This is a genomic window from Leucobacter sp. 7(1), assembly GCF_900163635.1.
Lineage (GTDB): Bacteria > Actinomycetota > Actinomycetes > Actinomycetales > Microbacteriaceae > Leucobacter.
On the sequence record NZ_FUID01000030.1, the window covers coordinates 26239 to 40471 of the forward strand.

The window sequence follows — 14233 nt, forward strand, 5'->3', positions numbered from 1 at the left end:
CTCCTGGGGTGGGATACGTCGTGGTCGTCTGCGCTCGCGGCGCTGCAACGGGCAGCGCGTGGCGAGCGGACCCGGATTGGGCCCTGAAGCCGTGCGAACGGAGCATGCTGCTCAGAACGAACCCGTCCAGCTTAGCGTGCGGCGTATGCCCGTTGCGCAGTGTGACAGGCTGAAATTCCCACACAGCAAACCCCCAGATTTTTCTAATTCTGTGCGACGATCGGTCTCAGGAGACGCCGGGGTACTCTGCTCGGGCGCTCCCGCAGGAACCGATGCGTAAAGGGGAACGAGTCATGGACGGTTTCATCGAAGACTTCTTCAAGGGGCGCGACACCGGTCTGGTCATTGACTGGACGCAGATGCCGACGTACAACACAATCATGGCCATCGCTGCCGGTGCGGGCCTCATCTTCATGTTCATGCTGGGGCGCGCCCTGATCAAGGACACGGACTTCCGGGCCGAGGGCTGGGCGCTGACCGCCGGAGTACTCGGCTTCATTCTCACCACGACCGGCCTGCACATGACACTCGTGTGGCCGTTCGCGATGTACTTCCCGTTCGACAACATCGTCTTCGGGGAGACGAGCCTCGGGCTCGGCGTTCTCCTCCTGGCGGCAGCGCTCTTCCTGTGGAAGCGCGGAGATCAGATCGTCAACGCGGAGGATCGCGCCGCCGAGGCCGCCGCCATTGCCAAGCCACTTGGCATCTTTATCGTCGGACTGGGGCTCGCGCTCTTTGGTATTGCGCTCGCCGGGCTCCTATTCCAGCTCTTTGCCGCACCGGCGGATGAGCCGATCTCAGGCATCGTTGCAGACTTCCCCGCGATCGAGGCGACCTTCATGTCCCTGCTCTTCGCGCTCATCGGCCTCGGGGCAGTACTCTTCCCCGCGGCACTCCGCGGATTCTCCTCCCAGCGGCCGCTCTCCGGTGCCGCGAAGCTCGTTGGCTGGCTGTGGCTGATCACCGGCATCATCTTCCTGCTGTTCGGCGCGATGAACTTCTACACTCACATCGGCCTGATTGTGAACACGATGCAGTAATTCCGGTCGGATACACCGCAACGGCGGGTCGGCCACACAGTGTGTGGCCGACCCGCCGTTGTGACTGATGCGGGGAACGCGGTTACCCCACGCCCTCCAGCATCTCGGTGTGCGTGTTGCCCACGCGCGCCAGGACCTCAGGGCGATTTCGCTTCACCCACCAAAAGCGCAGGAACGCCGCCAGCATTGTCGCCGCGAACAGGTACGGGATCACGTTGATCGGGAACACCGGGACAGGCCACACGTTTGCGAAGAACACGTATCCCATTGCCACGACGGCGACGACGGCACAGAGCCACACGAGTCGGTTCGGGATCCCGGCCCGCGTCGTGTACACCACTCCGGCGATGGCGACGAGGGCGTACGCGACCATGTACCCGTAGGTGCCGTAGGTGTCCACCCACACCACGATGTCCATCGGGTGTGTGCCAGCGAGCAGCAGGATGACATCGAGCACAATCGCGGCGGGGCCGGCGATCAGCAAAACGCGGTGCGGCGTGAGGTGCTGCTCGTGCGTGCGGCCAAAGCGCTCGGGCATGATGCCCTCCTTGCCCATCACGTACACGATGCGCCCCACAACGTTCAGCGGCGCAACAACTACGGCGAAGAACGAAGCTGCAACGCCGAACACAAGCACGGGGGCAAACCAGCCCGGCATACCGATGCGCTCGTTGATTGCCTGCAGCGGGCTCGCCACAGTGCCGAGGTCATCGCCGAGCACCGCGATCTGGGTGTACGCCGCGAACACGTAGAGCACGCCCACAACAACGGCGCTCCACATGATGGCGCGCGGGATCGCGGTGTGCGGGTTGCGCGCCTCGCGGCCGAGCGCATCCGCGGAAGAGAACCCGACAAAGCCGAGAATACCGAGCACCATACCCGCGGCAACGCCCTGGAACGGCACGCCCTCAAACGAGAACTGGGCGGGATCCCACGCGTCCGGGCCGAGCCACACAAGCGCGGTCACCAGCAGCACCAGGATGATCGCGACAGAGGCAAGCTCCAGCACCAACGAAACTCGGGCGGAGATCCGGATCCCGCGAATTGTGAAGAAGGTCGCGAGGCCACCGATGACAACCGCGAGGCCGATCAGCCAACCCGTGCTGTCGGCGCTGTGAATGCCGAAGATCCGCAGCAGATCCGACATATAGGACACGGCGCCGCCGAGCGAACCGGCTGCGATGCCCCAGGATCCGATGAGCAGCGCCGTTCCCGCGGCGAATGCGCCTGTCGGCCCCAGCCCCTTCGACACGTACGTGTAGAGCGATCCGGCGGAGGCGTGACGGCGCGCAAACATCGAGATGATGTAGCCGACACAGAGGATCACGATTGTGGCGAGCACAAATGCGAACATCGTGCCGTTGCCTGCCCCGAGGAAAATCGAGGCGGCGGTGAAGGCGATGACGGCGCTCGGCGCGATGTTGGCGATTGCCTGGGCCGCAAGTTCGGGCCCGGACATCACCCCCTCGCGGAGGCCGGCGTCGACCTTGCGTTCGGTTGTCTGAGTCATGTCAGTTCAAGGGTCTTTTCTCTGCGTTGAGTGATGGATTACGGGATCAGGAGGGTGCGAAGCACTCCGCCGGCCTCGAGGTCGTCGAGTGCCTCGGCCGCTTCGTCGAGCGGGCGGCGGCCCGAAATGAGCGGATCCAGTTTGAGCTGGCCGTCCATGTAGCGGTCAACAAGCGCGGGGATGTCAATCGAGGGCCGCACCGAGCCGTAGTTGGACCCTAGGATGCGCTGATCCGCCTCCGCGAGCACGAGCGGTTCGAAGGAGGCGCGCGCACCTGTCGGGGGCAGCCCCACGATCACCGCGGCACCGCCGAGCCCAAGCATCTGAATCGCCTGCTCGGTGGTGATTGTGCGGCCGATCGCGTCGAACGCGTAGTCAACGCCATCCGGGATGAGCTCGAACAGCTGCTCCACTGCATCGCGCTCAGACGCGTCGATCCGGTCGGTGGCGCCGAACTGCAGCGCCATCGTCGTCTTCTCCGCCACAACGTCGATCGCGATGATGCGCTCGGCACCCGCGAGCTTGGCGCCCTGCACCACGTTGAGGCCCACGCCGCCACAGCCGATCACTGCGACGGTGGCACCGGGCTCGACCGCCGCGGTGTTCAGCACAGCACCGACGCCGGTGGCAACTGCGCACCCCACAACGGCGATGACGTCGAGCGGCGCGTCATCGCGCACCTTGATTGCGCCGGAGGCCGGCACCACGACCTCCTCCGCGAAGGACGAGACGCCGAGGTAGTGATGGATCTGTTCCTCGCCCAGCGAAAGCCGCGAGGTGCCGTCAAACAGCACGCCCTGGGGCGCTACGACCGTGGCGACCTTCTGGCACCGCGCTTCGTGGCCCTGCAGGCAGTGCCGGCACTCGCCACACGGCGGTACCCAGCTCAGTACGACATGGTCGCCGACGGCCAGGGAGGTGACACCCTCGCCCAGCTCGACGACGACGCCCGAGCCCTCGTGCCCCATCACCATCGGTGCGGGGGCTTCCCACTCGCCACGCTTGACATGCAGATCAGAGTGGCAGACACCAGCGGCGGCAATCTTGACGCGAACCTCTCCGGCCTTGGGGGCAGCAAGGTCGACCTGAGCGACCTCGACGCGGGTCTCCGGATCGCGGAACACCACAGCCTTCATGGGAAAACTCCTTCGTTGTTCGAGTTACTCGGGTCGCGCGGCCAACCGGCTGTTGCTCGTGCGGCGCACGCGACTGAAGCGATGCTACGGACGAAACCGGCCCGTGTCACCGGACCAGGCGATGAATCCCAGATACCCAGATCACCACTTGGTACACTCGATGGATGGCTTTGGATCTTGCTGCCGTGGTCCGCGCTGTCGGCGGGGAGTGTGCCGAGGCGCGCTTGGACGCCCGCACGCCCGTCGACGGCGTCACGGATATCTCCTCCTACGTTGTCGTCGGCAACCCCAACTACGCCACCCTTATTACGGGGTCTGATCAGGAGCTTCTTGCACGACTTGACGCTGGCGGCCCCGCGAGCGAGGCGCTGACCGGAGCGGTGTTCGTGACGCCACTCACGGACGATCACCTCCGCGCCGCACTTGCAGCGTCCGGCATGACCGCGATCCTGGGCACCCGGCTCTCCGGCGTCGCCCTCCACGCCACCCTGACCACCCTGATCGCAGAAGACCGCGGTGCGGCGGACCGTCTGGTCACCGCGGGTATGAACGTGCTGACGCAGGTTGCCCGCCGCGGCGGCCTCACCGCCGTCATCGCCGAGCTCGCCCGCCGCATCGACGGCTGGGCGGTGCTTCTCGACCCGGAAGCACAAGTGATCGCGAGCGCCGGTGCCGGCCGGCTCCACGTGTCCGACGCGATCGCCGTGGCCACGGGACGGCCCGTGCGCGTGCGCCACCACGGGCTCCAAACCCATCAGGTCGGCTCCGATCAGGATCTCGCCGGCCGGCTCGTCATCGCGACACGCTCCAGTCGCACGAGCCACGCACGCGATCTCGCCTCGCTCGCCGCAGCGCTCTTCGACCTCCTCCTGCGCACGCACGACCCGTCACTCACGGAGCACCTCGGCAGAGAAGCGCTGCTCGATACGCTGCTCGCGGGCGGACCTGAGGCCCCCGCGCTGCTGCACCGCTGGGGCGTCCACGAGTCCCACCTCACCGCGTTCGAACTGGGCGCGAAGACCCGAACGATTGACACGGAACGCTTGATCCGGCGCTGGTGCGATGAGCTCGGTGCGGAACACGTGTTCGCGAGCATCCAGGGTCGCGTCCGCGGCTTTGTGCGCACCGAGCTCGCACCCGAACTCGCCGCACGGGTCCACGGTTTCGACCCCGTTGCCGGGCGCCGCCTGCACCTCGGAATCGGCACCCCCGCCCCCGCGGACGCTCTCGCGCCGAGCGCCACCCAAGCCCACCAAGCCATCGAGTCCGCGTTCACGGACGATCTCCCGGTCGTGGACTTCGCCGAGTTATCGACAGTCAGCCTCGTCTTCTCCGCGCTCGACGACCGCGCCGGATCAGAGATCGCGCGGGTACTCGACCCACTCCGCGACCACACCGGATCGCACGGCGAGCTCGGGGCCACCCTGCAGGTGTTTCTCGCAACCCACGGTGCGCACCGCGCAAGCGCGGATCAGCTCGGTATCCATCGGCAGACGCTCGCCTCCCGGATCCGGCGGATCGAGGAGTTGACCGGGCTCGCCATGCACCGCGCTGACGACCGCGCCGCCGCCTGGCTTGCCCTGCGCGCCGCGGGGCTCTAGCTCAGGCCCTGCTCGGCGCGGGCGCCGTTACTCGCAGCTGCCCTTCGTGCGCTGTGCGGGATCCGACACGATTCCGGGCGAGAGCGAGGCGTCGATCATCGCGGAGCCGGTGCTCGAGAGCGTGATCTCAGTGATCGTCACTCCCGCGGGGAGCTGATCCCGCACACACACAGGTTCCGGGTGCAGCACCGGGTCCAAGAGTGTTCCCGTCGCCTGGGTGATCTGTTCGGCGGTGAGATCGAGCCCGGCCGCGCTCACCTGAGTGGGCTCAAGCACAATGTTTCCGTCGCTCACGCTGACCGCGAGCGAGATCGTCAGCGGGATCTCCTGCCCCAGGAAGGAAATGCTCCGCCCGATCACGAAGTTCCCATCACGCACCTCACCGGTCGTCGCGACCCCCTTGGTGAGCAGGCTCACAAACGGACCGAGCTGATCCTGCGGCACCGTGAGGCGCACGTCGCCATCCCGGATCTCCCCGTTCAGTGGATTGAACGGAACGAGGCCGGCAGTCAGCTCGGCGTCCGCAACGATGCCGTCGCGGATCGGGGCCTCCGGCACGCCAACCCGAACGTCACCGATCCCGCCCCGCAGGGCGTTGAGTAGCGCGGAGCCGCCCAGCGACACATCAACGGGGTGGTCACCGGAGAGTTTCAGTTGCGTGCGGACCGTGTTCTCGATCACGCCGGGAACGATCAGCCGGAGCGCGAGCTCCCCGGCCCCTGCGAGCACCGCGAGCGCGACAAGCACGCCCAGCAACTTCTTCCACCAGCGAGGGGTACCGCGTGCCATGAGCGCTCCTTCGGGACTGATCGTGCGCCGAGCCTACCGGGAAATCCGGCTACATCCGCTCGGGCGCGCTCACTCCCAGCAGGTCGAGGCCGTTGCGCAACACCTGACCCGCAGCGTCGTTCAGCCACAGGCGCGTCCGGTGCAGATCCGTGATCGGGTCTTCACCCTGGGGCAGCACACGGCAGTTGTCGTACCAGCGGTTGAACGCAGCAGCGAGTTCCTCCAGGAAGCGCGCAACGCGGTGCGGTTCGCGCAGCTCAGCCGCACCCGCAACGATGCCCGGGTACTGCTGCAGTTTGCCGAGCAGATCCGTCTCCGTCTCGTGGGTGAGCAGCTCGGGAGCGAACGCGCTGCGCTCCAAGCCTGCTGTGGCCGCATTGCGATCCACCGCGCAGGTGCGCGCGTGGGCGTACTGCACGTAGAACACGGGGTTGTCGTTTGTACGACTGCGCAGCTTCTCACCGTCGAGTGCGAGCGGCGAATCTGCAGGGTAGCGTGCAAGCCAGTAGCGGAGTGCGTCCGCGCCGAGCCACTCGAGCAGGTCATCGAGCTCGATGATGTTGCCAGCACGCTTCGACAGGCGAGCGCCGTCGAGATTCACGAGCTGGCCGATCAGCACGGAAATGCCGGTCTCGATGTCGTCACCCGCGGCACCGGCGATTGCCGTGAGGCGCCCGATGTAACCGTGGTGGTCTGCACCCAGCAGATAGATCTTTTCGGTGAAGCCGCGATCCATCTTGTCGAGGTAATAGGCGGCGTCCGCAGCGAAATACGTGTAGATGCCGTTGCCGCGAGTAAAGACGCGATCCTTGTCGTCACCAAAGGTTGTGGTGCGCACCCAGATCGCATCGTCTTCCTCAAAGACGTGGCCCTGTGCGCGCAGGCGATCCACCGCAGCCTCAATCGGGCTCGGGGTCCCGTCCGGGCCGGGCGTGTGCAGCGTGCGCTCGGAGTAGTAGACGTCGAAGTGCACGTTGAAGCGCTCCAGCGAATCCTTGATCTCCGCCAGCTGCAGCTGATAGGCGAGTTCCTGCGCCTGCTCGAGCGCGGCCTCGCGGTCGGCGGCGGCTAGCTCGGGCAGGTTCGGGATCTGCTCCCGCACGCGCTCCCCGAGCGACTGAATATACGCACCCGGGTACGCGTCCTCGGGCGCGTCCTCGCCGAGCGCTGCGGCGAACACGGAGCGACCAAACTTGTTCATCTGCGCGCCGGCATCGTTGATGTAGTACTCGTTTGTGACCTCGGCACCTGCGGCACGCAGCACACGTGCCGTCGAATCACCGAGTGCGGCCCAGCGGGTGTGACCCATGTGGAGCGGGCCGGTCGGGTTCGCGGACACGAATTCGAGGTTGATCCGGTGACCCGCGAGCACGTCCGTGCGGCCGTAGTTCTCGCCCTGCTCGACGACGCGGCGGGCGGTCTCCCCCGCGCTTGCCGCGTCAAGGGTGAGGTTAATGAAGCCGGGCCCTGCAACCTCGGCCTTGGCAACGCCATCGATCCCCTCGGCGGCGGCCGCGATCTCCTGCGCAAGCTCGCGGGGGTTAACACCCAGGCGCTTGGCGAATTTCATCGCGACGTTCGAGGCCCAATCGCCGTGATCTCGGTTCTTGGGTCGGTCCACCTGCGTGTCGGCTTCCGTGACAACGAGGTCGAGGCCGCGGGCCCCAACAATGTCGGTCACGATGCGGGCAAGGGCGGAGGCGAGTTCTTGTGGCGTCACAACACCACAGTCTAGCGGCGCGAACCGCCCGGCTCTGCGCACAGTGCGCAAGCGACCCCGTCATATGCGCTAGGCTGGCGGGGTTGCAATTGCTCGCCTCCGTAGCTCAGGGGATAGAGCGCCGGTTTCCGGTACCGTAGGTCGGGGGTTCGAATCCCTCCGGGGGCACTGCAACACTGGCTTCCATCGCTTTGGCGGTGGGAGCCTTTTTCTTTGCCCTGAGGTGCTCGGGGCAACGATCATCGTCAGTCTCGCCGAGTTCGGGGCCGAGCCGATCGGTCCGTGATGTCGAGTTCTGCAAGCAGATCGCCACTAGTGATGCTGACAGCTATGGCGTCTACGGAGTCCAGAAAGCACTATCGCGCTCCGCTGCACGGGCGACGGGGCTGCAAACCACAAATCCTGCCCCGGAAACGAGCAGGCCTATGGATCTGGTGAATCGGCAGTTCGCTGCTACTCTGCCGAGCGAGCAGTGGTGTGCGGATTTCGCCTACGTTCGCACGTTCCCCGGCTGTGCATACGTCACATGTGTGCGCGACGCGTGCTCACGCATGATCGTCGCTCGGCTGGTCTCCACCAAACCCGACATGTGGCAAAAGCGTTCTGGCCTACGGTTTGGCTTCCCGACCTTGCGAACTGTGCGCGCTTTTCCCTCGCGCGTACATGCCCCTCGAACACGCGTAGCTATGTCGGTTCTGCTGCGTAGATCACGCGCTAAACCGTGAGGCCTCTGGTCCTCGCCGCTTGAGTAGGAGTATCTGAAAGGGGCTCCCTCATGTCACAGAACGCACGCACTGCTCTCCAGGGGGTGGTGGGCCCCGGACACGCGCGTCGCCTCACCGTCCGATCCGCGTTTGCGCTCGCGCTAGTTGCAGCGGTCATGCTCTCTGCACTGGGGGTTTCGTCGACCATGGTCGGTGCTGTCACGACGGACTCGTCAATCGTGACTGGGAACAGTTTCTTGGTTGCGGATCGAGTCGAAGCTGGGCCGTATGGACTCGCGGCGGTCCCTTCCACCGGCGCGAGCTTTGGGCCGGGCGATGATTCTGGCACCGTTCACTTCTTAATGCAGCCCGATGACGTGACGCCCCTGACCGCAGAGCAAGGCGAGGAATTTGCACTCGAAGTACTGCTCCCCCTCGGGGCGCGGCCAAGTTCGCTTCCTGCGAACGATTCAGGCAACGGGTTTCACCGCACATGGTCGTCACAGGCAAAGAACGGGCAATGGGTTGTTCGCAGCGTAGTTACCGCCGAAACAGCTGGAGCACTCCTCCTCCCTGCTGGAGCGTTTGATATCGTCACCGAGTTCCCGGGCGTACGTTCTGAGGATGAGCTCACGCTTCAGGCAACAATCCAGTTGCCTGAGCGGTTCGTCAGCACTCACCCGAAGGACTCAGCGGTCCTTCCCGCAGTCTGGAATGTCACAGCTGGCGCATACGGGCTCGGGCTCAAGGCTCGCACCGCTACGAATGCCACGGTGAACGTGTCAAGCCACCCGGGCACCGACGGAGAGACGCTCCATCTTCGCATCGGGGATGTCGTCACTACGACAGTTTCGCTCCCGTCTTCGGTCACACCCGGTCGCCTCCCTGATCCCACGGCAGAGGCAGGAATCACCACATCGTGGACCAGTGTCCGCACCGAGACTGGGTGGGATGTGACCATAACGGAAACGGTGACCGCCCCCATCGCGACAGTCCCGAAACGTACCGCGCAGTTCCCGGTGACCTTGAATCAACAAGCGTGGACGTCAGGTTTCACCCTGAGCGCGCACACGATCCTCCCTGAGCGTTTCTCAAGCGCACAATCACGGACAGAAACCAAGGTGCCAGGACGAATCGCGAAACCGGGACTCGGCAAGATCTCTGCCGGCGCTGGCCAGTCGATGGCCCTTACTAACAAGTGGCTGACCTACGGATGGGGCCACAATTCCAACGGTCAAGTAGGAAATGGAACAACTACCAATGTCTTGACACCGACATGGCTCGGTTACGCCGGAGCACAGGACTTCGTCCAGGTTTCGGCCGGAGGAAACCACACGGTTGCGCTCAGCGGCGACTTGAAGATCTACGGTTGGGGTGCTCGGCAGTGGTCTATACATGGAGGGACTCAAGCGCAGAACCCAGTTCAGATAAGCCCTCCCGCCTCCGGGGCCTTCAGCCAGGTATCCGCGGGCTTCAATCACTCGCTGGCGCTCGGCCCCAACGGACGTGCGCACGGGTGGGGGGCCGCCTGGAACGGAGAACTCGGCACCAGTTCGTCGATCAGTAGGCCCACGCAGCTACAAAACCCGGCTGGCATCCAGTTTGTCCAGGTAGAGGCCGGCGCCTCCACCTCCTATGGCCTTGCCGCTGACGGAACCGTTTGGGGCATGGGGTCGAACGCAAATGGACGGCTCGGGCTCGGGCCCAACGTGTCAGAAGTATCGAAATTTACCCAGATTCCGATGCCTGGCGATGCACGGATCGTGCAGCTTGTATCAAACAGTTCCACCTCCGACTCCCATACGCTCGCGCTCACGGATTCTGGTGAAGTGATCGCGTGGGGATCAAATTCAAGCGGGCAAGGCGGCACCGCCTCTGATGGCTCAACCCCCGCTACTTTTCTCGTTCCTACACGCATTGAGCTACCAGAGGGCGTGGGATTCACCCGGCTTGCTGCCGGTAGTGGTGTATCCCTCGGACTCAGCTATGACGGCTCCGTGTATTCCTGGGGCGGCAGAACGCTTGGCTATGCAGCTTCGGGAAAAGTAGCTATCCCACATCAGGTGCCATCGCTCACAGCGAATGGTGGGTACATCGATGTCACAGCAGGCGACCAGCATGCGTTCGCCCTAGGTACAGACGGCAAGCTATATGGGTGGGGCTCTGGCCAATCAGGACGACTTGGCAACAACAGCACAGCCTTCCAAACAGTCCCGGTCCCGATTCCTCTGCCCGTCAACCGCCACGCAGAATCCTCGGAAGCAGCCAGCGGGACAGATGCCCTGACAGACACTGACGCTGGAACGGAAACCGAGGGTACAGATTCCGGCATCTCCGAAGACACGGCCGATACCGATACCGAGACCGATGCCGAGACCGAGACCGATGCCGAGACCGAGACCGAGACCGAGACCCCGGACCAGGAAAACGCTGACCCGGATGCCGAGGATGACTCCATTGCTGACTACCAGCTCCCTTCCGAAATTGACGCAGGTAGCGTCGGCCAAGGAGGCGTGAAGCCTGGCACAGTTGTATTGGCCGCTGAAAACGAGAATTACAAAGTGTGGACGGCGCGTGACCAAAGCGAGGCGATTTGCGTCATTGTTCTGGCCCTTCCAGACGGGCCGTCGAGCTCCTACTGTGCCGAGCAGAAGGTGTTCGAGTCAGCCGGGATTTCGGGGTCAATCGATCTTCGACCTGCGCCCGGTAGCGAGGAACCCACGCAATCACTACAGACCTATTTGTTGCCAGACGCAGTCGACGCGGAGAGGGCGGCGAAGATGATCCCCGGTTCAAAGGCGTACGGGCAAATGTTGGTACGGTTCGGAGATTTTCGCCAGGATGGCAGCCACGTGATCACGCTCCCATCGGGTGACAGCGAGGTCGAGCTACTCCTGTTGCGGGCCAGCTAACTGAAAGGCCGTATTTGCGTGATACGCCTTGTGCGTGTTGCCGGTTCCAGAGTCGCGGATGATGAATGGAGCCATGTCCCAACACGGAAGCACGTGTCGCCGCCACTCAGTTGAGGAGAAAGCTGCAGCGGTCCGGGTTTTGCGCTTCCTCCTCGCCGGGCTTGGCACCAGCCAAGGGACGACCACGCGCGGATCCAAGCAACTCGGATACGGGCTTGAGCCGGTGCGTGACGGGGTCCGGCAGACCGATATCAATGACGGATTGAAGGCCGGATTCACCACCGACGAGCAGGCGCGAATGCGCTGATCCGCGAGCTTGAGCATGAGAACCGTAAGCTCAAACTCGCGAATGAAATCTTGAAACCGCCGCGTCGTTCTTCGGGACGGAGCTCGACCGCAAACACCGCAACTCGTTCTATTCATCGCCCAGAACAAGGACGACGCTGTCGTCGGCCGACGCCTCGGGATCAGGCGTGACCGGGTCGCCGGGCTCGTGCAGATCCTCGAGGTTGCGGGGGTGCGCCGCGAGAAACACTGCAAGGCCACGAAGCCTGATCGACAGATACCGCGGCACTCTGACCACGGCTACGACAACACGCTCGCCGAGACTGTGAACGTCTATTGCCAGGCCCAGCAGGTGCGCGGGCCAGTGAAATCAGGACGGTCGGAGAGGTTTGATGATCTGGAGCTTGTGACGGCGGGATGAGTGCACTGGGACCACACAAGACGAGTCGAGGGCTATCTCGGAGATGCACCTTCGTTTGAGCAGGAGGAGACGTTCTTTGTTGGCGTTGCCAGCACCGAAGATCTTGTAGAAATCTTCTGAGTTGAGTCTCCAGGAAACCCAGGGGGATACATAGGCGACTGGTGACGCTTGGAGTATTTCGGGGGAGCGCGGTGCTGCGCGGCACGAGTGTGCGCGATCTGCGCGTCATAGCGGGTATGGCTGCGTGTAGACAGTTGCGCGCGTTGGATCTCGCGAGACACTGTTGAGGGGGCGGCCATAACGATCTGCGCGATCCGCCGGATCGAGAGTCCTTCTTCAATGCCGACTTGGATACGGGCCCGGTCCATCTGGGAGAGCCGGCGCCCGTGTCCTGTGGTCGGGAACTCCTCAGGGGTTCAGCTTTCGAAGCTCGCCTCGTCGCCCGATACTGCAAGTCCTGCCTGACAGTGTTGCCCATACCCCGACACGGTTTGATACCAGCCCGAGCATGGCCCCGATTTGCTGGGTGGTGTGGCCTTGCGCGAGGAGGCGGAGTGCTCTCACTCAGGTATCGATGGGGTGGATGATCAACAGTGGTGAGTGCTTCCTGCTCGAGATTGGGCAGGTGTTGCACTCACCACCTAAACCGCTCCTAACTGGTGCATGCGCTCCAAGCCCGCTGAGGCCCCACGCACTCAGACTCGGTTTCCCACGAGGACTTTCATCAACAACCGCGAGAATCCACCTGCATCAGGCCGGGGCTACCCGTCGCAGCGTGAGGCACCCCAGAACCACTGGTCGTCATCCTCCACCCAGCACGGGCGAGACCCCGGCTGCGAGGATTGAGCGGGAGTCACCGTGCCCGCGCTGTGAGTTCCGTCCATAGGGTCATCGGTTTCCGGCAGCTGCTCGACTTGTTCGGGGTCCAACAACCAATCTGCACTCGCAACCCAGTCTGCCGACGGTCCGAATTCCTTGAGGTGGGAGATCTTGCCCTTGTGCCGGAGCTCCGCCACTTCCAACACCCCCCGACTTCCCAGAGGAATAGGCCCAAGGAAGACAAAAGAAGTCAACAGACGATTGAAATTGAACGCGGACTCCAGTCGACTGAGAGACCGCGGAAACGTCACCGTAGTCAGTTCATTGTCGTTGAAGGCCGACTGCCCAATTGTCGAGAGACCCTCTGGAAACTCGATCGAGGTCAATCGATTTTGGGAAAATGCGACGAACCCGATCTCAGAAAGGGTGTCGGGAAGCGCGACTGATGTCAGCTGGTTGAACTGAAACGCGTAGTCGCCCACACTCGTGACGCCCTCAGGAATCTGCACGGAGGTGAGCTTGTTCCCGACAAACGCAGAGTCCGGGACCTCGGTGAGGCCGTCCGACAAGACTGCTGACTTCAGCTGGGAATAACTGAATGCGTTGACCCCGAGCGAAGTCACGCTGTCAGGAAGAACAATCTCTTCCAAGTGAGTCCGATTAAACGCGTAATCTCCAATTGTGGTGACACCGTCAGGGATTGTCACGGAACTGATGGGTTGCGATGCGAATGCAAAGCGGCCGATTGTCTTCAGGTTCGTGGCATCGCTGAGTTCAATATGCCACAGGGGCTGCATGAACGCGTGTGGGCCGATATCCGTCACGTCGTACGTCTGACCACCGAAGGTCACAGTTGGAGGAACACGCTGAATGAAGTAGCCCTCTTCGAGCACCACTCCGGTGACCGCAACGGTGCCAGGGGATGCCTCATTGACACGGTAGCTCAGAGTTCCGACAGCGAACTCATCGTCCGCATAGGCAGGCGTCGGGAACGCCAGCATCCCGAATAGCGATGAAAGCGTGAGGAGAACAGCCACGAATGACTGACTCCGCCGCCAGCCGAAGGAGCGCCGCACTCCAGCAATTCCGTGACGCATATCGCCCCAACTCCCCCTAAAAAGATCAATCTACTCCGACAAGCATCGACGCCTGATTCACCAATAGCTCGAAGCTACACCGTGCCGTACGAACAATCAAAACTTTCTGGACCCTGGCCAGACTTGACCGCTGTCCTCAACTCCTCCACCCATCCACCCATCCACCCCTCCACCCGGGGAGGAGGGGTGGATGTGAGGA

The 14233-nt window shown here is 63.5% G+C and carries 10 protein-coding genes, 1 tRNA gene and 1 pseudogene; 5 read left to right on the forward strand and 7 right to left on the reverse strand.

Annotated features, from left to right (window positions below; all coding sequences use genetic code 11):
- Positions 1-293 precede the first annotated feature (293 nt).
- Positions 294-1040, forward strand: a complete 747-nt coding sequence (locus FM113_RS07150; protein WP_087012986.1) for a DUF981 family protein — start codon at positions 294-296, stop codon at positions 1038-1040.
- An 82-nt stretch (positions 1041-1122) separates the two neighbouring features.
- Here the strand turns inward: FM113_RS07150 and FM113_RS07155 are convergent, their stop codons facing one another.
- Both FM113_RS07155 and FM113_RS07160 read right to left on the reverse strand, forming a co-directional pair.
- A complete protein-coding gene (locus FM113_RS07155) occupies positions 1123-2550 on the reverse strand; it encodes an APC family permease (protein ID WP_087012988.1) in 1428 nt (475 codons plus the stop codon).
- A 38-nt stretch (positions 2551-2588) separates the two neighbouring features.
- A complete protein-coding gene (locus FM113_RS07160; protein WP_087012990.1) occupies positions 2589-3686 on the reverse strand; it encodes an alcohol dehydrogenase catalytic domain-containing protein in 1098 nt (365 codons plus the stop codon).
- A 164-nt stretch (positions 3687-3850) separates the two neighbouring features.
- Between FM113_RS07160 and FM113_RS07165 the strand changes: the two genes are divergently transcribed.
- Positions 3851-5287: a CdaR family transcriptional regulator gene (locus FM113_RS07165; RefSeq protein ID WP_087012992.1), complete on the forward strand. Its 1437-nt coding sequence runs from the start codon at positions 3851-3853 to the stop codon at positions 5285-5287.
- A 27-nt stretch (positions 5288-5314) separates the two neighbouring features.
- Here FM113_RS07165 and FM113_RS07170 read toward each other — a convergent pair whose 3' ends face one another.
- Together FM113_RS07170 and argS are read right to left on the reverse strand one after the other, a co-directional pair.
- Positions 5315-6076, reverse strand: a complete 762-nt coding sequence (locus FM113_RS07170; RefSeq protein ID WP_087012995.1) for a DUF2993 domain-containing protein — start codon at positions 6074-6076, stop codon at positions 5315-5317.
- Between the two features lie 49 nt (positions 6077-6125).
- The gene (argS, locus tag FM113_RS07175; protein ID WP_087012997.1) at positions 6126-7796 is read right to left on the reverse strand and encodes an arginine--tRNA ligase; all 1671 of its coding nucleotides are present in this window, start codon (positions 7794-7796) and stop codon (positions 6126-6128) included.
- A gap of 95 nt (positions 7797-7891) precedes the next feature.
- On the opposite strand from argS, the gene FM113_RS07180 reads away from it, so the two are divergent.
- The 3 genes from FM113_RS07180 (at position 7892) to FM113_RS07190 (ending at position 11719) form a co-directional block, all read left to right on the forward strand.
- Positions 7892-7964, forward strand: a tRNA-Arg gene (locus tag FM113_RS07180).
- A 1489-nt stretch (positions 7965-9453) separates the two neighbouring features.
- A complete protein-coding gene (locus FM113_RS07185; RefSeq protein ID WP_176387106.1) occupies positions 9454-11412 on the forward strand; it encodes an RCC1 domain-containing protein in 1959 nt (652 codons plus the stop codon).
- Positions 11413-11485: 73 nt separating this feature from the next.
- Complete coding sequence (locus FM113_RS07190) at positions 11486-11719, forward strand: hypothetical protein (RefSeq protein ID WP_087013001.1); 234 nt, start codon at positions 11486-11488, stop codon at positions 11717-11719.
- Positions 11720-11827: 108 nt separating this feature from the next.
- Here the strand turns inward: FM113_RS07190 and FM113_RS18085 are convergent, their stop codons facing one another.
- The 3 genes and pseudogenes from FM113_RS18085 to FM113_RS07200 all read right to left on the reverse strand — a co-directional run bounded on the left by FM113_RS18085 (position 11828) and on the right by FM113_RS07200 (position 13974).
- Positions 11828-11995: a hypothetical protein gene (locus tag FM113_RS18085; protein ID WP_176387107.1), complete on the reverse strand. Its 168-nt coding sequence runs from the start codon at positions 11993-11995 to the stop codon at positions 11828-11830.
- A 155-nt stretch (positions 11996-12150) separates the two neighbouring features.
- Positions 12151-12492: pseudogene (locus tag FM113_RS18605) on the reverse strand (helix-turn-helix domain-containing protein); the annotation flags it as partial.
- Positions 12493-12879: 387 nt separating this feature from the next.
- On the reverse strand, positions 12880-13974 hold the full coding sequence (locus FM113_RS07200; RefSeq protein ID WP_176387108.1) for a leucine-rich repeat domain-containing protein: 1095 nt from the start codon (positions 13972-13974) through the stop codon (positions 12880-12882).
- Positions 13975-14233 lie beyond the last annotated feature (259 nt).

Excerpts from the sequence above, each read along its gene's own strand:
- FM113_RS07150 (WP_087012986.1), top strand. The coding sequence starts at position 294 with ATGGACGGTTTCATCGAAGACTTCTTCAAGGGGCGCGACACCGGTCTG.
- FM113_RS07155 (WP_087012988.1), bottom strand. The coding sequence starts at position 2,550 with ATGACTCAGACAACCGAACGCAAGGTCGACGCCGGCCTCCGCGAGGGG.
- FM113_RS07160 (WP_087012990.1), bottom strand. The coding sequence starts at position 3,686 with ATGAAGGCTGTGGTGTTCCGCGATCCGGAGACCCGCGTCGAGGTCGCT.
- FM113_RS07165 (WP_087012992.1), top strand. The coding sequence starts at position 3,851 with ATGGCTTTGGATCTTGCTGCCGTGGTCCGCGCTGTCGGCGGGGAGTGT.
- FM113_RS07170 (WP_087012995.1), bottom strand. The coding sequence starts at position 6,076 with ATGGCACGCGGTACCCCTCGCTGGTGGAAGAAGTTGCTGGGCGTGCTT.
- FM113_RS07190 (WP_087013001.1), top strand. The coding sequence starts at position 11,486 with ATGTCCCAACACGGAAGCACGTGTCGCCGCCACTCAGTTGAGGAGAAA.